The 19,039-nt window shown below is 59.8% G+C and carries 22 protein-coding genes and 1 tRNA gene; 17 read left to right on the top strand and 6 right to left on the bottom strand.

The features are described 5' to 3' along the window. Position 1 precedes the first annotated feature (1 nt). The 3 genes from ACR0LD_RS06660 (at position 2) to ACR0LD_RS06650 (ending at position 1,396) form a co-directional block, all read left to right on the top strand. On the top strand, positions 2-553 hold the full coding sequence (locus tag ACR0LD_RS06660; protein WP_170508683.1) for a 6,7-dimethyl-8-ribityllumazine synthase: 552 nt from the start codon (positions 2-4) through the stop codon (positions 551-553). Continuing rightward, positions 550-1,032 (top strand): transcription antitermination factor NusB, encoded by a 483-nt coding sequence (gene nusB, locus ACR0LD_RS06655; RefSeq protein WP_149776798.1) that lies wholly within the window; start codon positions 550-552, stop codon positions 1,030-1,032. Before ACR0LD_RS06660 ends, nusB begins: the two co-directional genes overlap by 4 nt. A gap of 67 nt (positions 1,033-1,099) precedes the next feature. Next, a complete protein-coding gene (locus ACR0LD_RS06650) occupies positions 1,100-1,396 on the top strand; it encodes a hypothetical protein (RefSeq protein ID WP_170508682.1) in 297 nt (98 codons plus the stop codon). Between the two features lie 141 nt (positions 1,397-1,537). Here the strand turns inward: ACR0LD_RS06650 and ACR0LD_RS06645 are convergent, their stop codons facing one another. Further along, positions 1,538-2,071 (bottom strand): hypothetical protein, encoded by a 534-nt coding sequence (locus ACR0LD_RS06645; protein WP_170508681.1) that lies wholly within the window; start codon positions 2,069-2,071, stop codon positions 1,538-1,540. Between ACR0LD_RS06645 and ACR0LD_RS06640 the strand changes: the two genes are divergently transcribed. Both ACR0LD_RS06640 and ACR0LD_RS06635 read left to right on the top strand, forming a co-directional pair. Beyond that, positions 2,072-2,863, top strand: a complete 792-nt coding sequence (locus ACR0LD_RS06640; protein ID WP_170366913.1) for a PIG-L family deacetylase — start codon at positions 2,072-2,074, stop codon at positions 2,861-2,863. A gap of 349 nt (positions 2,864-3,212) precedes the next feature. Beyond that, the gene (locus ACR0LD_RS06635; protein WP_170357518.1) at positions 3,213-3,644 is read left to right on the top strand and encodes an MmcB family DNA repair protein; all 432 of its coding nucleotides are present in this window, start codon (positions 3,213-3,215) and stop codon (positions 3,642-3,644) included. 2 nt (positions 3,645-3,646) lie between these two features. On the opposite strand, the gene ACR0LD_RS06630 is transcribed toward ACR0LD_RS06635, so the two are convergent. Then, positions 3,647-3,835, bottom strand: coding sequence for a DUF6324 family protein (locus ACR0LD_RS06630; RefSeq protein WP_093961768.1), 189 nt, complete (start codon positions 3,833-3,835; stop codon positions 3,647-3,649). 70 nt (positions 3,836-3,905) lie between these two features. Here ACR0LD_RS06630 and ACR0LD_RS06625 point away from each other — a divergent pair, with 70 nt between their 5' ends. The 7 genes from ACR0LD_RS06625 to ACR0LD_RS06595 all read left to right on the top strand — a co-directional run bounded on the left by ACR0LD_RS06625 (position 3,906) and on the right by ACR0LD_RS06595 (position 10,953). After that, positions 3,906-4,397, top strand: a complete 492-nt coding sequence (locus ACR0LD_RS06625) for a GNAT family N-acetyltransferase (protein ID WP_480636084.1) — start codon at positions 3,906-3,908, stop codon at positions 4,395-4,397. 47 nt (positions 4,398-4,444) lie between these two features. After that, positions 4,445-4,521: transfer RNA gene (locus ACR0LD_RS06620), tRNA-His, on the top strand. A 364-nt stretch (positions 4,522-4,885) separates the two neighbouring features. Further along, a complete protein-coding gene (locus tag ACR0LD_RS06615; RefSeq protein ID WP_480636082.1) occupies positions 4,886-5,869 on the top strand; it encodes a glycosyltransferase family 2 protein in 984 nt (327 codons plus the stop codon). Between the two features lie 5 nt (positions 5,870-5,874). Next, positions 5,875-6,810: a hypothetical protein gene (locus ACR0LD_RS06610; RefSeq protein ID WP_480636080.1), complete on the top strand. Its 936-nt coding sequence runs from the start codon at positions 5,875-5,877 to the stop codon at positions 6,808-6,810. Continuing rightward, positions 6,807-8,801, top strand: a complete 1,995-nt coding sequence (locus ACR0LD_RS06605) for a hypothetical protein (protein ID WP_480636079.1) — start codon at positions 6,807-6,809, stop codon at positions 8,799-8,801. The genes ACR0LD_RS06610 and ACR0LD_RS06605 overlap by 4 nt, the downstream gene beginning before the upstream one ends. Positions 8,802-8,965: 164 nt before the next feature. After that, the gene (locus tag ACR0LD_RS06600; RefSeq protein WP_480433931.1) at positions 8,966-9,970 is read left to right on the top strand and encodes a glycosyltransferase family 2 protein; all 1,005 of its coding nucleotides are present in this window, start codon (positions 8,966-8,968) and stop codon (positions 9,968-9,970) included. A 173-nt stretch (positions 9,971-10,143) separates the two neighbouring features. Next, a complete protein-coding gene (locus tag ACR0LD_RS06595) occupies positions 10,144-10,953 on the top strand; it encodes a hypothetical protein (protein WP_480636076.1) in 810 nt (269 codons plus the stop codon). 18 nt (positions 10,954-10,971) lie between these two features. Here the strand turns inward: ACR0LD_RS06595 and ACR0LD_RS06590 are convergent, their stop codons facing one another. Continuing rightward, positions 10,972-11,274, bottom strand: coding sequence for a DUF6476 family protein (locus ACR0LD_RS06590; RefSeq protein ID WP_093961773.1), 303 nt, complete (start codon positions 11,272-11,274; stop codon positions 10,972-10,974). Here ACR0LD_RS06590 and ACR0LD_RS06585 point away from each other — a divergent pair. Together ACR0LD_RS06585 and rpoH are read left to right on the top strand one after the other, a co-directional pair. Next, a complete protein-coding gene (locus tag ACR0LD_RS06585) occupies positions 11,273-12,316 on the top strand; it encodes an RluA family pseudouridine synthase (RefSeq protein ID WP_480636074.1) in 1,044 nt (347 codons plus the stop codon). The genes ACR0LD_RS06590 and ACR0LD_RS06585 overlap by 2 nt on opposite strands. Before the next feature lie 124 nt (positions 12,317-12,440). After that, positions 12,441-13,337, top strand: a complete 897-nt coding sequence (gene rpoH, locus ACR0LD_RS06580) for an RNA polymerase sigma factor RpoH (protein WP_170339682.1) — start codon at positions 12,441-12,443, stop codon at positions 13,335-13,337. Between the two features lie 60 nt (positions 13,338-13,397). Here rpoH and ACR0LD_RS06575 read toward each other — a convergent pair whose 3' ends face one another. Then, positions 13,398-14,576: a dipeptidase gene (locus ACR0LD_RS06575; protein WP_480636072.1), complete on the bottom strand. Its 1,179-nt coding sequence runs from the start codon at positions 14,574-14,576 to the stop codon at positions 13,398-13,400. Between the two features lie 147 nt (positions 14,577-14,723). On the opposite strand from ACR0LD_RS06575, the gene ACR0LD_RS06570 reads away from it, so the two are divergent. From ACR0LD_RS06570 to ACR0LD_RS06560, 3 genes are read left to right on the top strand one after another with little or no spacing between them, the layout of a single operon-like run. After that, a complete protein-coding gene (locus ACR0LD_RS06570) occupies positions 14,724-15,698 on the top strand; it encodes a Gfo/Idh/MocA family protein (protein WP_170366921.1) in 975 nt (324 codons plus the stop codon). Positions 15,699-15,755: 57 nt separating this feature from the next. Then, positions 15,756-16,025 (top strand): DksA/TraR family C4-type zinc finger protein, encoded by a 270-nt coding sequence (locus tag ACR0LD_RS06565; protein WP_093961778.1) that lies wholly within the window; start codon positions 15,756-15,758, stop codon positions 16,023-16,025. Continuing rightward, positions 16,022-16,909 (top strand): DMT family transporter, encoded by an 888-nt coding sequence (locus tag ACR0LD_RS06560; RefSeq protein ID WP_480636071.1) that lies wholly within the window; start codon positions 16,022-16,024, stop codon positions 16,907-16,909. The genes ACR0LD_RS06565 and ACR0LD_RS06560 overlap by 4 nt, the downstream gene beginning before the upstream one ends. A gap of 18 nt (positions 16,910-16,927) precedes the next feature. Here ACR0LD_RS06560 and ACR0LD_RS06555 read toward each other — a convergent pair whose 3' ends face one another. Both ACR0LD_RS06555 and ACR0LD_RS06550 read right to left on the bottom strand, forming a co-directional pair. Continuing rightward, positions 16,928-17,164 (bottom strand): hypothetical protein, encoded by a 237-nt coding sequence (locus ACR0LD_RS06555; RefSeq protein ID WP_170339106.1) that lies wholly within the window; start codon positions 17,162-17,164, stop codon positions 16,928-16,930. After that, on the bottom strand, positions 17,161-18,981 hold the full coding sequence (locus tag ACR0LD_RS06550; RefSeq protein ID WP_170371431.1) for a M3 family oligoendopeptidase: 1,821 nt from the start codon (positions 18,979-18,981) through the stop codon (positions 17,161-17,163). Before ACR0LD_RS06550 ends, ACR0LD_RS06555 begins: the two co-directional genes overlap by 4 nt. Between the last annotated feature and the right edge of the window lie 58 nt (positions 18,982-19,039).

Genomic DNA, 19,039 nt, shown 5'->3' with positions numbered 1-19,039 from the left:
CATGGCTGAGCAAGACAAACACGGCGTTCTGCCGACCCCGAAATTCGATGACCCGGTCAAGCTGCTGATCGTCGTGGCCCCGTTCTATCGTGCCATCGCCAACGACCTGGTTCGCGGCGCCAAGGCCGAGATCGAGGCCGCCGGCGGCAGTTGCGAGGTGGTCGAGGTGCCCGGTGCGCTCGAGATTCCGACCGCGATTGCCATGGCCGACCGCCAGTGCAACTTCGACGGCTATGTGGCGCTGGGCTGCGTGATCCGGGGCGAGACCACGCATTATGAAACCGTCTGCAACGACTCGAGCCGCGCGATCCAGTTGCTGGGCCTGCAGGGGCTTTGCATCGGCAACGGCATCCTGACGGTTGAAAATGACGCGCAGGCCGAAGTACGCGCGAATCCGGAAAAGATGAACAAAGGTGGCGGCGCGGCGGCTGCGGCCTTGCATCTGATCGCGCTCAGACGTAAGTGGGGCGCTTCGAAAAAGGGCGTCGGATTCAAGCCGCCGTCCGAGTCCATCCTCGTGGCGGGCGACAGCAACGGATCAACGACAGCATGACCCAGACAGACACGCCGAAACCGGCAAACCGGAAACGCCTGATGAAATCCGCCGCGCGGCTGTATGCCGTGCAGGCGCTGTTCCAGATGGAGCAGTCGGGCCAGACGACCGAGCAGGTGGTCAACGAGTTTCTGGATCACCGGTTCGGCGCGGTCTACGAGGGCGACGAGATGTTGGAAGGCGACAGCACGCTGTTTCGCAAGCTGGTGGATGATGCTGTGAACTATCAGGCGCCGATCGACCAGATGACCGACCGTGCGCTGGTGGCCAAGTGGCCGATCTCGCGCATCGACCCGACCCTGCGGGCACTGTTCCGCGCGGCCGGCGCCGAGCTGAGCCAGAGCGACACGCCGCCCAAGGTGGTCATCACCGAATTCGTCGACGTGGCGCGTGCCTTCTTCCCCGAAGGAAAAGAGCCGAAATTCGTCAACGCGGTACTGGATCACATGGCCCGCGAGGCCAAGCCCGAGGCGTTCTGACGCGCCACGGGCGATTTTACCCGGCATGAAATTGCCCTAGACTCCTGTCGTGTGAAGGAGGTGCGTCATGCCGAAACTGATCCGTCTTTACATCACCCAGGTCGCGCTCGGCTTTGTGATCTCGGCTGTGTTTGTCGCGGTGCTGATGCTTTTGAACGTGGCCAACCTGCGTCACCTCATCACCGGGTCCGACATTGGCTTTATCGCGCTGATCATGATCTGGTTCATGAACGGGATCGTCTTTGCAGGCGTCCAATTCGCCTATGCGATCATGAGCATGGCCGAAAAGCCCAAAGGCCCGCGTGGAGGCACGCCGGTCGCGGTCAAGTTGGAACCCGTGCGCATTGAAGCGCGCCGGTCGTGACAGGTGGTTCCTGGCGCTTGCAATTGGTCTGCCCCTGACATTTGATGCGCAAGCGTATCGTATTGTCCATGAAAGACCGTTTCCTTGACCAAGCCAAGTTATGAAGACGTCATCAATTCGCCGGCGTTTCTGGATGATCTGTCAAGTTTGAATCAGGCGATTACGGACGGGCTGAAACAAGCAGGCGAGCCAGTCGCGATCAATGGAAACGTGTGCTATGCACACATGCAAGAAAACTTTCACAAATCCGACCTCGCGCCATCGATGGAGCCGAAACGGCGTACTCTTCACCGGCTGGCACAGGAAAGCAATTGCTTTGCCGAGGTCGGAGTGGCGGGCGGCCACGCGGGTCTGTTGGCGCTGCACTCGAACCCCGGTTTGAAGTATATCGGCATCGACCTTGGGCAGCGTTTGCGCGCCTCGTGGCCGCCGGTCGACATCTACGTGCCGATCGCATTCCGATGGTTCGAAAACCGTTTCCCGGATCGCGTGAAGTTCTACCTCAGGCCAGCGATCGAAGGGCTTGAGCATGCGGTTCAGGATCGGCCGTTCGGCCCGATCGACCTGTTGCACTTGGATGCGCAGAAGAACAGCAGGGTCGCCGAGCTGGATGCGGTCTGGTCTGGCCTGGCTGACAGATGCTACTTGATTCAGGGAGACAACCGAAACGGCCATGTGCAGACAAGCTCGGCCCGTTTGGTCCAGCAAGGGCGCGCGCGGCCGGTCAACCTGATTGGACCGGAAACCCTGCACAGCGCGAATTTCGGCCTTTTGGAGACTGGTCCGGGCGTGGCGCGCAACGCACTCAGCCTGGACGGGCTTGCCCATCAGCGCATTCTCGTGTGCGTGTGCCATCAGGATGATGAAACGCTGTTTGCCGGCTCACTTCTGGCGCATCTCAAGGAGCGTGCCGAAGTTGTCGTTGCAAGCTTTTTCCGGCCTGCATCCAACCGTCGAGACACCAATACGCGCGAGGCCGCGATGCAACAGGTGTGCGACCTGATTGGTGCCACCCGGGTGCAACTGCCCTTTGCGGTCGAAAGTGATTATCCAAGGCTGCGCCGTTTTATTCGCATGCCAACCGGCGATGGCATGCCAGAACCTGAAATCGTCCGGCCATTGCGCCGCCATCCGTTGTTTGGACTGTTATCCGGATCCGCCTATGCGTTGATGAAGCAGTTCGCGCCGACAACCGTCATCACTCACAACCGAGTTGGCGAATACGGGCATGTCGAACACGTACTGTTGCATCATGCGGTCAGGCAGGCATCTGCACGGTACACGGACGCCCAGATGTTGACGTTTGGATTCAACCTGCCAGCGGCAGATTTGACTGTGCCAAGCCTGCCGGATCAAAAAAACAGGATGTTTGACTGCTATATGCCGCAGTGGAACGGGCGCAGGCTTTATGATTTTGCTCTGGATGACGAAACCTTCGCACGGGTCGATCCGCAAGAAATCCCCTGATCAGAAGGCGGCGGGACCACCAGGCAACCGTGCGGTTTTGATTCCCGAGGACCTGTATGTACAGGTGGGCGCCAGGTAAACGGGCCAGGACCCGAACAGAGCCAGCTCCCTCGGAATTGCTTAAGGCCACCGGAATGCTACCAGTCACGAGAAGGGCAGAACCCGCCAAGCGCCTAAGTAGGGCGCAACACTCAGTTGCACAAGGGGCATGCTCAACAGTTTTTGGTCTGGGTCGTGCGGAAGTTGATTGTAGGGGCAAATCTTGGGCATGCGGGCCGGGTCAGATCCGGGATGATGATCAAAACCTGCCAACTTGACAATTTGTTCACTAATTGTTCACACTCTGCGCATGACAGTTGAACTTCAGCCCGGACAAAGACTGGCCAGGGGTGTCTCTAGACACCTAGTGACGCACGGCTTTGTTTCGATTGAGGAATTCGTCCCGACCCGCGGGTTGCGCGTTGACGTCATGGGGTTGGGGCCAAAGGGCGAGCTTTGGGTGATCGAGTGCAAGTCAAGCCGGGCCGACTATATGTCCGATTCGAAGTGGCAGGGTTATCTGGACTGGTGCGACCGCTTCTTCTGGGCGGTGGACACGGACTTTCCCACCGAGCTGCTGCCCGCTGAAACCGGACTTATCATTGCGGATGCTTATGACGCCGAGATCATCCGCATGTCCCCCGAGACCAAGTTGGCCGGGGCAAGACGCAAAAAGATGATCCAGAAATTTGCCATGGACGCCGCGCGACGGTTGCACGGCCTGCGTGATCCGCGGCTTTGATTTCAGCCTTTGACGGCGCGTGCGGCTTGTGCTGCGGCGCGGATCTCGTCGGCGATTTCCTCGGCTTCTTCCGGGTCGAAATCCATGGGGATTTCCAGCTCGCCCGCCTCGATGAACAGGCGTACCATTCCATGGTCGGTCGGACCGATCTGAAGGTTCGCTTCGATGTCACGTTCGGTATTGATGCCCATTCTCGCCTCCGGGGACTGAGCGTTTCTGCTAGCCTGCAACGCAATGGGAATCAAGCGGAGTGTGTGGCCGATGCTGCAAGGGGACAATGCTGAGATCCGGCCGTTTCGCGAAGATGACCGCGATTGGCTGGTCGAGCGCCACGGAACACTTTACGCGCGGGATGAAGGATTTGACGAGAGCTTCGCTCCGCTGGTGGCCCGTATTCTGGACGAATTTGTCGCCGGGCATGATCCCCAACGCGAGAGGGGATGGATCGTTGAAAGTGACGGAAAGCGCCTTGGTAGTATTTTCTGTGTCGCGCTGGATGAAACCACCGCCAAACTGCGCCTTTTTCTGCTGGAACCCGACGCGCGGGGCAAGGGACTTGGGGCGCGGCTTTTGATGACATGCATGGATTTTGCACGATCCGCGGGCTATGCGTCGATGGTGTTGTGGACCCACGAAAGCCACAGGGCTGCCTGCAATCTGTACCAAGCGCATGGATGGCGCCTGACCGACAGCAAACCGGTTCATTCCTTCGGCGTCGATCTCATCGAACAAAGCTGGTCAATTCGACTTTAAGGCTCTTGCAATCCCCGAACGCGTTCGTTAAATCGCCCCTCACGAGTGCCGCCTTAGCTCAGTTGGTTAGAGCGCTGGATTGTGGATCCAGAGGTCCCCTGTTCAAGCCAGGGAGGCGGTACCATCTCCCCTCGACAAGACTGCTCGTCCGCCGCTTTTGACGTGCGCTGTTTTTCCGTTAGTAGGGTTGGGATTAACGAGGCCGGTCGCAAGAGATTTGCGGTGCAACTGGCGGAATTAGTTTGGTTTTTACTGGTCCCTTTTACGCCGTAACCCAAAATTCTGGGATTATTTGAGAGGGCAATCGACTCCAGATGGGACCTGTTGTCTGCTTCCGTGGTGCTTAGGGCGCTTGCGTCCGAAGGTCGGTTACACGTGTAGCGGTGCACCAGTGGGCCCAGACATTCCCCCGTATGGAATTCGACCCTCGCAGCATTGGTGCGCTTTGTGTAAGAAGAAGGTCAAAGGCAGTTCGGGAACAGGCGTAAATGTCTCAGACCATTACCGTATTCACGACGATGAAAAACGAAGGCCCCTACATGCTGGAGTGGGTCGCATTTCATCGGACTTTGGGCGTCGATCACTTTGTGATCTTCACCAATGACTGCGAGGACGGTACCGACAGAATTGCACAACGGCTTGAGCAGATGGGTTTGGCCTCCCACGTCCCAAATGCTGTGCCTGAGGGTGGAAACCCCCAGCACCAGATGCTCCGGCGGGCACGGCGACATCCCAAGGTCAAAGAAGCCGACTGGCTGATGTGCCTTGATGTCGATGAGTTTTGGAACATTCGATGCGGCGACAACAGTTTCGCGGCCTTGATTGATGCCGTCGAACAGAAGGCGGGACAATCAGTGGACGCCATTTCGTTCGCATGGCGGTTGTTTGGGACGTCGGGCAATATCAGTTTTGACGACACGCCCGTGACACGGTCTTTTTGCATGGCCGATCAGGAGTTTCCCTATCATTCGGGTCGCGCATATGGTCTGAAAACGCTGTTTCGGAACAATGGCAAGTTCACTCGGTTCGGTCCGCACAGACCCAAGGGCATTGAAGAGGGCAAAGAGGCCGAGGTCGCATGGTCGGACGCGGGCGGAAATCTGTTTCCGGCCCAGAATGTCGGTTGGCGCGCCTGGCGGAATTTCGATCATTCCTTCGGAAGGCTCCATCATTATTCCGTTCGATCTCTGGATGGCTTTCTTATCAAGCGGGACCGGGGGCGGACCAACCACGTAAAGGTGGATCAGGGGCAATCCTACTGGTCGGACATGAATGCAAACAAGGTTCAGGACACCTCGATCCAGCCGATCGCCCAGCGTGCAGCACCGTTGCTTGACGAACTCAAATCGAATCCCGAACTGCGCGAATTGCACGAACGGGCCTGCGACTGGCACCGCGCCAAAATCGCCGAAATCAAGATGCGCCCCGATTGGGTGGAGTTCCGGTCTTGGCTGGCCGACAATCTGGTGTGACGGCCATGGCGGACGACCTGACCAAAGCGCAGCTGCAACCTGACCACCCGGATCGGAAGACCGGCTATGAACGCATTCTGACCGATCCGCCTCCGCCTTGGTTTGTCGAGATTTACCCCGGCGGGGACGGGACGGGGTTTCTGCAAAAGCTCGACCGTCACTCGGTTCTCTTCCACCAGCGTGACTCGGCGCGGCTGGTCATTAGTTTTGACAATATTGCAAATGCCAATGACCTGTCCTTTGCCCGCGAGCCGTGGGGCTGGAAGTTTTTCCGGGACGAGGGATGGTCCCATCTGGGCGTGATCGCCCGCACAAAGGCATGGTATCGCGACCCCGAAATCATCGGTTATTTCGAGGACAAGGCGCGCGAGGGGTTTTTTGACCAGTTCGATCAGGTCGTGTTTGCCGGAGCGTCCATGGGAGGGTTCGCCGCGTTGACCTTCTCGGCGCTGGTGCCGGGTGCGATCGTCATTGCTTTCAATCCTCAGACCACATTGGACGAGCGGAGGGTCCCTTGGGAAACTCGCTATCGGTTCGGTCGTGTCCAAGACTGGGATCTGCCGCTGAGTGACGCTGTCGATACCGTTCAGGCCGCCGCCCGGGCCTATGTGTTTTACGACCCGTTTTTTGACTTGGACAGGCAACAGGTCACACGGCTGCAGGGCGGCAATGTCGTTCTTCTAAAAACCTGGTTCGCCAACCACTTCGCCGCACCAATGCTGCGGAAACTCAATCTTTTGAAGCCGGTGATGCAGCAGGCGATGCGTGGGACCCTGGAGCCGTCCGAGTACTACAAGATGATGCGTGCCCGCCGGAGATTGCCGATCTACATGCGCGGCATTGAAGCCGTGGGCGAAGAACGTCACCCAAAGTTGGTAATGGCCGCCCGCCAGCGGTTCCGGGCCATGCGCCGGGCTATGGCGGCAGGGGACGCGTCATGACGCCCAAACGGGGCGTGTTCATAGGCCAGCGCAAGGACCGCATGGGTGCCCGACTGCTGATGATGCTGACCTGCATACGCCTGGCCGAGGATTTCGACGCGGATTATCGGGTCAACTGGTTTCCACCGGGGGCTGATGCCCCCGAACTGGACAACCCGGAAGAGCTGTTCGATCCCGAATGGATCAAGTCTCAATTTCTGGATCAGAAAACTCACGATCGGCTGGCGAAGGATGCGCTGCCGGTCTGGAACTTTTTGGGCGACGCGACGCCCGATCGGCTGATGGCGCATCTGGCTGCTGGCCGTTCGGTCTTGGTCGAAGAGGGGTTTGAGGTTCTTGCCTTTCCTTGGGAGGATATTGAGGCGATCCGCCCGCGCTACCGCGAGTTCATTCACCGTATCGGGTTCACTCCGCATATCCGGCACATCATGGAGCTTGCCGATGCAAGGCTCTCGGGGCAGGGCGTTTCTGCCTACCATATCCGGCGCGGTGACATCCTGAACGCGCTGCCCTGGAAGCACACCACTTGGCCGGCAAAGGTCGAGCCGGAAGAACTCTACGATATGCATCTTTCCAAGAGGCTGGACCGGCCCGCGATCATGTTCTCGGACCAGCCCGAGCTGATTGCGCGGTTTCAAAAGCGTTATCCGAACCTGATGCAGATGTCCGACATTGCGAACCTGTCGGGAATGACCCGAGCACAGCGCGACTTTCTCGAGCTTTACGCGATGTCCCGGGCCGAGCAGGTGATCGCTCCGTTCATCTCGGCTTTTTCCATGGCGGCCGCACGGATATCTGGGCAGCAAAGACTGGTATTCCGCGATGTCCTGACCGAGGCCGAACTGGACGAGGCGAACGAAAACGTCATCCGGCGCGTCGCGCAAGGACCCGAGACTTTTCTGAACCCGTCCGAGGCCGCCCATGTCTATGCCAAGGCCGCGCAATACCTGTGCGCCCAGGATCGGTGCCAAGAGGCTTATGATCTGGGCCAGCCGATCCTCGATGCCGGGGCGGACAACGCTTTTCTGCCCCTGCTGCAGGCGTTGAACGCGTTCTATCTGGGCAAGTGGAAGGAAAGCGAGCAACTGGCCCGGGACGGGTTGGAAAACCCGCATCTTTGGCCCGAAGATCACGCGGTTCTGACCGCATTGCGGGGGGCCATTCTTGGCGCCAGAAAGAAACGCTGGGCTGCCGGGCGCCATTTCGCAAAAGCGTTTTGGGCCAAGCCGTTGCGACCCGATGTTGTGGTTTTGGGTTCGCGCATGCTGTACCGCGACCAACTGCCCGTTCGACTGTTTCCGCCCGTGGATTGGGCCCTGCAGCGCAGGCTGCGCCAACGTCGGTTTCCGCCGTTCAACAACCTGTACCTTGTCCAGCACAAGGTGATCGTGAGGGCGCCCTGCAATTTCGACATGATCCTGCTTGATTGGTCCGATCTTTCCCTGGACCAGCGCGCCAGGCGGCTGCAGGACAGCGGTCCGCGCCTGCAAGCTTTGTGGGCCGGGCTGACTGCGATCGACGACGTGCCGGAACAGGACCCCGCTGTGGAAAGCCTGTCATCGTTGCTGCAATGGCGTATGGGCGAGGTTGCCGTCGAGACGGCAATTGATGCCGCCCGGGACGTGGTTCTTCGGTGCCCTGACAACCCCCTGTACTACAAACGTCTTGCCGAGCTCTATGCGGATGCAGGTGACCGACGTCAGGCGCGATTGACTATGGCCGAGGCGCTGGCTTGTGACCCTGACAGCGCGTTTCTGGTTTTCGCGATGGGGCAACTCTTGGCGCGCATCGGCGCCGAAGAGCAGGCCGAGGCGCAGATCCTGCACGCGGCCGAGCTGGACGACATCACCGCCGCCATTCAAGGGGCCGCGGGTCAGATTTGCCTGAAGCGCGGCGAAAAACAGCGGGCGCAGGTGTTTCTGCAACGGGCCAAGGCGTTGTGTCCAACCTACAAACGTTTTTCCAACCAGCTCAAAAGGGCAGAGGGGTAACATGCGGGCCTTTCACGATATCCAGCACCATTCAGGGTCATCTGTGTGCAAACACGCCCAAGGTTTCGGCTTGGTCATCGCCTGCAATGGAATTATTCTGGCGGGCAAACACTGGTCTTGCGTGCCCGCGTCCGGCCTGCATGGCACCAAAAACTGAGGCAAAAATGGTCGATCAGCCCCCCCGCTTTGTCAGCGTTACCCCGATGAAGAACGAAGGCCCGTTCGTTCTGGAATGGGTCGCGCACAATCAGGCTATTGGCATCGACCAGATGGTCGTGATGACGAATGACTGCACGGACGGGTCGGATGCGCTGCTCGAGCGGCTCGACCAGCGCGGGGTTCTGATCCATGTGGACAACAATTCCCGCCGCGCAACAAGCCCTCAGAAACGCGCGTACAAACGCTTTTTTCAGATGGACATCGCGGGGCCTGAAGACTGGGTGATCGTGATCGACGCCGACGAGCAAATCAATGTAAAGACGGGTGACAACACGCTGAAATCATTGGTTGATGCCGTGCCGGATGCCAAGATGATTTCAATGACCTGGCGGTTGTTCGGCAATGCCGGAGTGGTTCAATACGAAGACAGGTTCCTGTCCGACCAATTCCGCCGTGCTGCCCCCGAGCGCAAACCCAGACCGGCGCAGGCATGGGGATTGAAGACGATGTTCCAGCGGCACTTGTGGGATGTGATCGGTGTTCACCGCCCCAAACGTCCGACGGTCGACCGCATGGAAGACTGCCACTGGTACAATGGTTCGGGCCAGCCAATGCCCGAGCGGTATTTTACAAGCAGTTGGCGGTCGGCGCGGGACTCGGTCGGATATGACCTTGTGCAGCTCAACCACTACGCTCTGAAGTCCTGCGAGAGCTACTTGGTCAAGAAAGTGCGGGGACGGGCTCATCACACGGGCGACAGCCTGGGCTTGGAGTACTGGAACATCATGAACCAGAATGCGGTGGTCGAGACATCGGTCGATGCGATTGCCGCGCGCAAGCGGGACTGTTTCGACGACCTGATGTCGGACCCCGAAACGGCCCTGCTGCACCGCCAGTCCTGCGAATTGCACCGCAAACAGATATCGGAACTGCTGGGCACGTCCGAGATGCAGGAGTTGATGCATCAGATGACCGCGCAGGCCGACGCCGTTACACGAGGCGCAACCTGATGCTGTGGTTGCATTTGGGGATGCCGAAGACAGGGACGACGGCATTGCAGTCCTATCTGCGCAACAATGCGTCGGCCTTGTCGGATTCCGGGCTCAGATACATGGAGGCCGGACGTCGCAGACCGGAAGGGGACGATCGCCCCAAGGTCAGCCATAATCTGTTGGCGTTCCACATGAACCAGTCCGCAGAACCAATGGACAAGTACCGTGAGGCCGTTGCGCGCGAGTACGAGGCACATGGCAGCAAGGCCTGCCTGATGTCGTCGGAAATGTTCTACTCGGCCGATCTGGAACGGCTTGCGCAGCTCTTCACCGAAATACCCGCACGCGAAATGCGTGTGGTATTCTATTGCCGCCGCTACTCCGATTTCTTTGAGGCGGATTACAAGCAGCGGGCCAAAAATGGCCGTTTGCCAGCCGACGGTTCAGCCTTGATTCGGGACCGGCTGGCGAAGATCAAGGCCGAACCTCACTCGGTTTCTTTTTCCGGCGCGGTTTCGCGTATCCGCAACGCGTTCCCGGGTGTAACGGTTGTGCCGGCACTCTATGACCGCGACGAAATGTTAAATGGCAATATCGTCGATGACTTCCTGAACAAACTGGGCGTGTCGCGACCGGGAGGGGAGGCTGCCAGTGAGCCTGCCAATCCAACACTTTCCCGCGCTGCAAGTGAAGCCTTTGGCGTCGTCACGCGAGCCATCGGGCGCAAGCGCAGCCGCCAACTGCGTCGCCAAGTACCCAAAGAACCCATCATGTTCCGGCACCATGACGTTCTGGAACCCGAGGAACGGGCATGGCTTGATACCTATTTGACCGAGGCCGACGAAGGATTTCGGGCTGAATTCTTTCCCGACCGGGACACTCTGTTCAAACCGGTCTGGCTGAGCCCGGACGAAGTCAGGTTTCGTCGTGATGCGCCGGACGAGATCGTTGCGTTCAAGCAGGCTGCAGAAATCGTGTTCAGAATAGCCTTGGGTGAATAGGCTGGCGGCGCCAAAGGCTCAATCAAGCGAGATCTGCTGTCGTTGCTTCCCGGTGGTCTTGTCGAAGATCAGGATGCGGTTGTCATCGGTCACCACGGCGAACCAGTTGTTTCCGATGGTCACGGCTTGGGCCTTTGCACCGTCTGGCAGTTCGATCTGATCGGGCAGGGTGGGGGTTCGGTCGGATAGACGGATGACAATCAAGGCGAATGTCACTAGAACCCCGCCAATCATCACCGCGGTCAGCAGCATGACCATGCGGCGCAGAAGGCGCAACTGAGGCGTTTCCTGCGGTTCTTGGGGATCTGAAGGGACAGTCATGGGCACCCGGCAAATAGACTTCGTTATCGCGGACGCTCCGCCGCCCCGCCTTGATAAGGCGCTTTCGCGGGATGTGCCAGCAGATGAAAACCTGTCGCGTACCCGGCTGGCCCGGCTGATCGAAGAGGGCGCGGTTCTGGTCGACGGCAAGGTCGTGCTCGACGCCAAGGCCAAAGTGCCGGAAGGCGCCGTTGTGTCCATAACCGTCTCCGAAGCGGACGAGAGTCACATCGGGGCCGAAGACATTCCGCTGGACATCGTGCATGAAGACGCTGACCTGATCGTGATCAACAAGCCTGCGGGCATGGTCGTCCACCCGGCACCGGGATCGCCCAACGGAACTTTGGTGAACGCCCTGCTGCACCACTGTGGCGAGGAATTGTCGGGGGTAGGCGGGGTCAAGCGGCCGGGCATCGTGCACCGGATCGACAAGGATACCAGCGGATTGCTGGTGGTTGCCAAATCGGACGCCGCCCACCAGGGGCTGGCGGCCCAGTTCGAGGCGCACAGCGTCGAGCGCTACTATCGTGCGGTCTGCTATGGCGTTCCGGATGCCAATGACCCGCGGCTGCGCGGTGTCAAAGGCGTGAGTTTTGAGCCCGGCAACGTGATGCGAATCACAACGCAACTGGCCCGGCACAAACATGATCGGCAGAAACAGGCGGTGTTTTTTCATGGCGGGCGCCATGCCGTGACACGTGCGCGCGTCGTTGACGTGTTCGGAAAACCCGGCGCGGTATCATTGATCGAGTGCTGGCTGGAAACCGGACGCACCCACCAGATCCGGGTGCACATGGCACATGCGGGCCACGGCTTGGTGGGCGACCCGGTCTATGGCGGCAAGCGCAAACTGTCGGCCCGGTCGTTTGATGCAGACGCTGCGGAGGCGGTGCGTGCGTTCCCGCGCCAAGCCCTGCACGCGGCGGTCCTGGGCTTTTTTCATCCCGTTTCCGGCGAGGAAATGCGTTTTGAGGCAGCATTGCCGCAAGATATCGAGGCACTCATCTCGGTTCTGAAACAACCTGCAAAGTCTCGTGACTAAGACTTTCTTAGCTTTCCTTTATCGTTCCTTAATCCCAGACTGTTAACACCTGCTCTTGAATGGTCCTGAACGTGGCCCCATATCCATGTTAAGGGCGTAAACATTTGTCCAAGGGACGTGATACATGGCAAATTACAAAAATCTCCCCGTGCCTACGCCAGAAGGTGGGCTGAACCGGTATCTGCAGGAAATCCGCAAATTCCCCCTGCTGGAGCCGGAAGAGGAGTACATGCTGGCCAAACGTTGGGTCGAAGAGCAGGACACCGAAGCGGCGCACAAGATGGTGACATCGCATCTGCGGCTGGCCGCAAAGATCGCCATGGGCTATCGCGGCTATGGTTTGCCGCAGGCCGAGGTGATTTCCGAGGCCAATGTGGGCCTGATGCAAGCCGTCAAGCGGTTCGATCCGGAAAAAGGCTTCCGTCTGGCGACCTATGCGATGTGGTGGATCCGCGCCTCGATCCAGGAATACATCCTGAGATCCTGGTCGCTGGTGAAACTAGGCACCACCTCGGCGCAGAAAAAGCTGTTCTTCAACCTGCGCAAGGCGAAGGCACGGATTGGCGCGTTGGAGGAGGGCGACCTGCACCCGGACAATGTCAAGCGGATCGCCAATGACTTGGGCGTGACCGAAGAAGAGGTCATCAGCATGAACCGCCGCATGTCGGGTGGGGACGCGTCGCTGAACGCCACGGTCGGGTCCGAGGGCGAAGGCACCATGCAGTGGCAGGACTGGCTGGAAGACGAAGATGCCGACCAGGCCGGCGATTATGAAGCCCGCGAAGAGCTTGAGGTGCGCCGCGAGTTGCTGACCGAGGCGCTGGACGTCCTGAACGACCGCGAAAAGGACATCCTGACCCAGCGCCGGTTGATGGATCAGCCCGTGACGCTCGAGGAACTGAGTACGCAGTACAATGTCAGCCGCGAACGCATCCGTCAGATCGAGGTGCGCGCCTTTGAAAAGCTGCAGAAAAAGATGCGTGAGTTGGCGCGTGAAAAGGGCATGCTGGCCACCGCCTGATCACGGCAATCCGATGAACAAGCGGCCCGGGGAACCCGGGCCGTTTTTTCTCGCCACGTCCTACTGCAGCTGTTGGCGGAATACCCGTACCATGTTTTCGCCCATGACCTTGCGGATCTGAGCTTCGGTCAGGCCCTCGTCCAACAAGGCCGAGGTCATCGCCGCCAGTTCCGATGTGTCGAATGCGGTCTCGACCGAGCCGTCATAGTCGGACCCCAGTGCCACATGGTCTTCCCCGACCGTCTCGATGGCTGCCTTGATCATTTTGGCAATTCCCGCCGGGGCGATGTCGCCGCAAGTGACGTCGGCCCAATATCCCATCCCGATGACACCGCCGGTCGCGGCGATTTCCTTCATCAGGTCATCGGGATAGTTGCGCTTGACCGGGCAGAACCCGTGAAGACCGCCATGGCTGACGATCAGCGGCTCGTCGGTCATGCCCAGCACGTCGCGCGCCACTTGCGGGCTGGAATGGGCCAGGTCGATCACCACAGGGCGCTTGGCCAGTTCGGCCACCACCTGCCGTCCGAATTCGGTCAAGCCCGTGTTCCCGGTGCCGTGCAGCGAGCCGCCAAGTTCGTTGTCAAAGAAATGCTGCAGCCCGAAAACCCTGTGTCCCGCATCGAATATCGGGTCGAGATTGGCCAGATCGCCCTCCAGCGGATGGGCGCCTTCGATCCCCAGAATGCCACCCACGACCTGTTCGCCGCGCGCGCGGGCGTCGAGCACCGCATCCAGATCCGCGCGGGTCTTGATGACCTTGAGATGTCCGCTTGAGGCGGCCTCGAACCGATGCAGTTTCTCGGCCTGATAAATCGCGCGTTCTTTCAAGCTGTCCCAGGTGCGCAGCGGCCAAAGCTGACCTATCGCCAGCAGGGTGATGTTGTCGAACGCCTCGGCCGAGTTTGCCTCGTAATTCTGCCCGGCCGGTGATTTGGTCACGGCGGTGAACACCTGCAGGGCCACGTTGCCTTCGATCAGCCGGGGAATATCCACCTGGCCGCGGGTTCCGCGCTCGGTCAGGTCGCGGCTCCACAGCAGCGGGTCGGCATGCAGGTCGCCCACGATCAGGGTTTCGTGCAGGGCAGCGGCAGTGTCGGACACCGGATATGGGTCGTGGTCGATCACGTTGTTGCGCGCGTTTTCGACATATGGCGGCACTACCACGAAAAATATCACGGCCCCGATGACGACCACAGCCGCCGTGAGGCCTACCAGCCATTTCAGAAATCTTCTCACGTTAGTCCCTCCCGTTTGTCATGCGCAGATTACGGGTGTCCCGCGCACAGAAAAGCCTGACTTGGCGTCGCTTGGCTGATACAGAAGGCGCAACAGATGTTGGCGCAAACATTTCAGCGCGGAACATGGTCAAATACGGAGGAAACCATGCACAATCCGGTTCAATGGGGCATTCTGGGGGCGGCGAAATTCGCACGCCAGTTCATGGGTCCGGCGATCCATGCGGCCTCGGGCGCGCGTTTGTCTGCTTTGGCGACTTCGGATCCGGCGAAAGCCGGTCCATTCCAGGACTTCTGCCCGGACCTTACGGTCTTTGACGACTATGACGCGCTACTGGCTTCGCCCGAAATCGAGGCGGTCTATATCCCTCTGCCGAACCACCTGCATGTGGAATGGAGTCTGAAAGCGCTGGACGCTGGCAAGCACGTTCTGTGTGAAAAGCCGATGACCATGCGCGCCGAGGAGTTCGACGCTCTGATCCACAAGCGCGACCAGACCGGGCTGCTGGCGGCCGAGGCCTATATGATCGTGCACCACCCGCAGTGGCAGCATGTGCGCGACCTGATCGCCGAAGGCGCCATCGGAGATCTGGTGCATGTCACGGGCGCATTCAGCTTCGACAACCGCGCGGACACAGGCAATATCCGCAACCGCGCCGAAACCGGCGGCGGCGGGCTGCGCGACATCGGTGTCTACGTCATCGGGTCGGCCCGTTTTGCGACGGGGCAGGAACCGGACACCGTGCAATCGGCCATCCGCTGGGAGGATGGCATCGACGCGTTCACCGAAATCCGCGCGCAGTTTCCCGGCTTTACCTATTCGGCCTATGTCTCGATCCGAATGCATCCGCATCAAGAAATGGTCTTTCACGGCGAGCGCGGCCTGATCCGCCTGACCGCGCCGTTCAACGCGCGAGTGTTTGGCGAGGCCCGGGTCGAGCTGCATCGCCCGGGGCTTGAGGTTCTGGTGCGGCGCTTCCCGGCCGACGATCACTACAAGCTGCAGGTCGAGGCGTTTTGCCGGTCCGTTCGCGCGGGCGACGAATACCCGTGTCAGCTCGAATTCTCGCGCGGGACGCAGGCGATGATCGACCGGGTGTTAGACGGCGCAACGCCGCTCTGACTTGCGTGATCAGCCGCCCCACGCCTAAACTGGTGAGCACCTGAACAGGAGGGGGCCATGGCCGGAGGTTGGGCGCGCGACGGCGCTGTAAGTGAACAGATCGAGGCTTCGATTTCAGACGAGCTGGCACGGATGCAGGCAAAAAAGCGTCCGGTCGGTGAAAGCCTGACCCATTGTGCAGAGTGCGAAGAACCGATCCCCGAAAAGCGCCGACTGGCGATCCCCGGGGTCAAGCTGTGCCTGGATTGCCAGCAAGAGCGTGATGGTGCTTTCAAGGCCCGCGGCGGTATCAATCGGCGCGGCTCCAAGGACAGCCAGCTCAAGTGAAGGGGCCCGGCAAAGACGGCGGTTCCCTTTTTCAGAATGGCTTGTTTCTTGGGTTCATGGCCGCATTTCTTTGGGGCACGCACAGCGTCATCGTGCGCTACCTGACCGGAGATCTGGGTGGCATGCAAATTGCCACAACTAGGCTGTTCATAGCTGCTTTGGCCATCTACGGCATGTTGCGTGCGATGAATGCGCCGGTTTCCGTCCAGCTCCGGGATTGGAACTTCCGTCTTGCGGTTTTGGCGACCGTCATCAACTATATTCTGTTTCATATCGGGCTTGAACACACCGGTGCAGGCAGCGCGATGGTGTTGGAAAATACCGCGCCGTTCTTTGTTTTGGTTTTCTTGTATTTCTTCGCCGACACCCCTGTTGGAAAAACCGATGTTCTGGCGACCCTTCTGGCCATCTTGGGGGTCTTTCTTACGGTTTTCCGCGATTTCGAAGGCGGCGGGGACCCGGTTCTGGGGGATATGATGGAAATTGGGGGCGGGGTCAGCTGGGCGGTGTTCCTGATCGCCAGCAGTCGGGCCATGCGCGCGTCGAAATCGACGGCCGAGCGTCTGAATTTCCTGTTTGGTGTGTTCCTGTGCTCGGCCGTAATTCTGCTTCCGCTGTCCGTTTTTGCACTGCGGATGCCATCCGGCAGCGATTTGGTGTTTTTGGTTTTGCTGGGCGTTTTCCCGACTGCGTTGGCCTACTACCTTTGGTACGAGGCCGCCGCGCGTGTATCGACGTTGACCGCGACCCTTTTGTTCGCCGCCTCGGTGGTGTTCACCTTCGTCAATTCGGCAATTTTTCTGGGGGCACCGATCACCCCAATGGCTGCGATTGGGGCGGGATTGATCGTATTCGCGGTGTTCCTCACGACCAGAAAAAACTAGGCGACAGCCGGAACGGGGTTATCGGCGGCGCCACCAGCGCCGCAGCAGGTTGACGTCCATGGCGGCAACCATGATGCCCAAGGGGATCATCCAAAACCCCAGAACAGGAAGGAAGCCGAAGACGCCTGCGACGATCAACAAAAGTCCCACGACAAACCGCAGCCCCCGCGGGACATTGCGGCGGATCCGGGCGAGAACAGGGCGCAGGCGGTCCTTGATGGCCCGCCAGCGCCCCTTGTCGGTTGGGTCTGTCACCCCTCCAGGGCCTCCAGTTCGTCGATCATCCCCGAGATCATCGACAGGCCCTTGTCCCAGAATTTCGGGTCGCTGGCATCCAACCCGAACGGGGCCAGCAGCTCTTTGTGGTGCTTGGAGCCGCCCGCGCGGAGCATCTCGAAGTACTTTTCCTCGAACCCGTCCGCGCCGCTTTCATAGACCGAGTAGAGCGCGTTCACCAACCCGTCGCCGAAAGCATAGGCGTAGACATAGAAGGGCGAATGAACAAAGTGCGGGATATAGGCCCAGAAGGTCTCGTACCCGTCCATGAATTCAAACGCCGGGCCAAGGCTTTCGGCCTGAACGCTCATCCACAGGGCGTTGATGTCGTCCGGCGTCAGTTCGCCCTCGCGGCGGGCGGCGTGCAGCTTGCATTCAAAGTCGTAGAAGGCGATCTGGCGGATCACCGTGTTGATCATGTCCTCGACCTTGCCGGCCAGCAGAACCTTGCGCTGCTCGGGCGTTTCGGCCTGATCCAGCATCTTGCGGAAGGTCAGCATCTCGCCGAAGACGCTGGCGGTTTCAGCCAGCGTCAGGGGGGTCGAGGACAGCATCTCGCCCTGACCGGCGGCCAGCACCTGATGCACGCCGTGGCCCAACTCGTGCGCAAGTGTCATCACGTCGCGCGGTTTGCCCAGGTAGTTCAGCATCACATAGGGGTGCACATCGGTCACGGTGGGGTGCGCGAAGGCGCCCGGGGCCTTGCCCGGTTTCACCGCCGCGTCGATCCAGCCTTTCGAAAAGAACGGTGCTGCAATCTCGGCCATGCGGGGATCGAAAGCGGCATAAGCCTCCATCACGGTCTTCTCGGCGTCCTCCCACGACACGGTGCGGGTGTCTTCCATCGGCAGCGGCGCGTTGCGGTCCCAGACCTGCATCACATCCAGACCCAACCATTTGCGCTTGAGCTCGTAATACCGGTGGCTGAGCTTGGGATAGGCGGCCACCACCGCCTCGCGCAGGGCTTCGACCACTTCGGGTTCGACATCGTTCGCCAGGTGCCGCGCGGTCTGCGGGGTCGGCATCTTGCGCCAGCGATCGATGATTTCCTTTTCCTTGGCCTGCGTATTGTGGACGCGGGCAAAGGTTTTGACGTTGTCTTGGAACACGCGGGCCAGTTCGCGGGCCGCGGCCTCGCGTTTGGACCGGTCCTGTTCGGTCAGCAGGTTCAGGGTGCCTTCGATGTTCAGCTCTTCACCGTTCACGGTAAAGGTCAGCCCGGCGATGGTTTCGTCGAACAGCCGTTCCCACGCGTCGCCGACCACCCCCAGATCATGCAGGAATTTCTCCAGCTCGTCCGACAGTTGATAGGGCTTCATCGCGCGGATGCGGCGGAAGACGGGCTCGTACCGGGCCAGGTCCGCGTTGGCCTTGAAATGAGCGGCCAGCACGTCGTCGTCGATGCGGTTGATCTCGAGCGTGAAGAACACCAGCGGCGTGGTGAACAGCGTGACCTTCTCCTGCATGTCCGACAGGAACTTGGCGCGCTCGGCATCGGTGGTCAGTTGGTAATAACGCAGCCCGGCAAAGGACATGATGCGCCCGGCGACGGCGTTGATCTTTTCGTTGCGCTGGACACAGGTCAGCAGGCCCTGCGCATCCAGATCGGCCAGCTTGCCTTCGTAATCGGCGGCAAAAGCCGCGCATTCCTGCTCCAGCCACTCAAGATCGCGGGTCAGTTCCGGCGCGTCCTGTCCCTTGTACAGATCGTCCAGGTTCCATTCCGGCAGGTTGCCAAGATTGTCGGCGCCGCCACCGGCATTTGCGTCTCGGACGGGGAAGGGAAGCTCGTGCATGGAACACCTCGATTGTCTGCGTTGGATCACATCTAGGCGCAGGGCGCGCGGATCACAA

The sequence above is a fragment of the Ruegeria sp. BF8 genome, assembly GCF_056538625.1.
Note: the sequence above shows the minus strand (reverse complement) of the source record. Positions and strands in the feature narration are given on the sequence as shown.

Bases quoted from the DNA above. Each gene is read 5' to 3' on its own strand.
- ACR0LD_RS06660 (WP_170508683.1), top strand. From the start codon at position 2: ATGGCTGAGCAAGACAAACACGGCGTTCTGCCGACCCCGAAATTCGAT.
- nusB (WP_149776798.1), top strand. From the start codon at position 550: ATGACCCAGACAGACACGCCGAAACCGGCAAACCGGAAACGCCTGATG.
- ACR0LD_RS06650 (WP_170508682.1), top strand. From the start codon at position 1,100: ATGCCGAAACTGATCCGTCTTTACATCACCCAGGTCGCGCTCGGCTTT.
- ACR0LD_RS06645 (WP_170508681.1), bottom strand. From the start codon at position 2,071: ATGGCCGTTTCGGTTGTCTCCCTGAATCAAGTAGCATCTGTCAGCCAG.
- ACR0LD_RS06635 (WP_170357518.1), top strand. From the start codon at position 3,213: ATGACAGTTGAACTTCAGCCCGGACAAAGACTGGCCAGGGGTGTCTCT.
- ACR0LD_RS06630 (WP_093961768.1), bottom strand. From the start codon at position 3,835: ATGGGCATCAATACCGAACGTGACATCGAAGCGAACCTTCAGATCGGT.
- ACR0LD_RS06625 (WP_480636084.1), top strand. From the start codon at position 3,906: ATGCTGCAAGGGGACAATGCTGAGATCCGGCCGTTTCGCGAAGATGAC.
- ACR0LD_RS06615 (WP_480636082.1), top strand. From the start codon at position 4,886: ATGTCTCAGACCATTACCGTATTCACGACGATGAAAAACGAAGGCCCC.
- ACR0LD_RS06610 (WP_480636080.1), top strand. From the start codon at position 5,875: ATGGCGGACGACCTGACCAAAGCGCAGCTGCAACCTGACCACCCGGAT.
- ACR0LD_RS06605 (WP_480636079.1), top strand. From the start codon at position 6,807: ATGACGCCCAAACGGGGCGTGTTCATAGGCCAGCGCAAGGACCGCATG.
- ACR0LD_RS06600 (WP_480433931.1), top strand. From the start codon at position 8,966: ATGGTCGATCAGCCCCCCCGCTTTGTCAGCGTTACCCCGATGAAGAAC.
- ACR0LD_RS06595 (WP_480636076.1), top strand. From the start codon at position 10,144: ATGAACCAGTCCGCAGAACCAATGGACAAGTACCGTGAGGCCGTTGCG.
- ACR0LD_RS06585 (WP_480636074.1), top strand. From the start codon at position 11,273: ATGGGCACCCGGCAAATAGACTTCGTTATCGCGGACGCTCCGCCGCCC.
- ACR0LD_RS06590 (WP_093961773.1), bottom strand. From the start codon at position 11,274: ATGACTGTCCCTTCAGATCCCCAAGAACCGCAGGAAACGCCTCAGTTG.
- rpoH (WP_170339682.1), top strand. From the start codon at position 12,441: ATGGCAAATTACAAAAATCTCCCCGTGCCTACGCCAGAAGGTGGGCTG.
- ACR0LD_RS06570 (WP_170366921.1), top strand. From the start codon at position 14,724: ATGCACAATCCGGTTCAATGGGGCATTCTGGGGGCGGCGAAATTCGCA.
- ACR0LD_RS06565 (WP_093961778.1), top strand. From the start codon at position 15,756: ATGGCCGGAGGTTGGGCGCGCGACGGCGCTGTAAGTGAACAGATCGAG.
- ACR0LD_RS06550 (WP_170371431.1), bottom strand. From the start codon at position 18,981: ATGCACGAGCTTCCCTTCCCCGTCCGAGACGCAAATGCCGGTGGCGGC.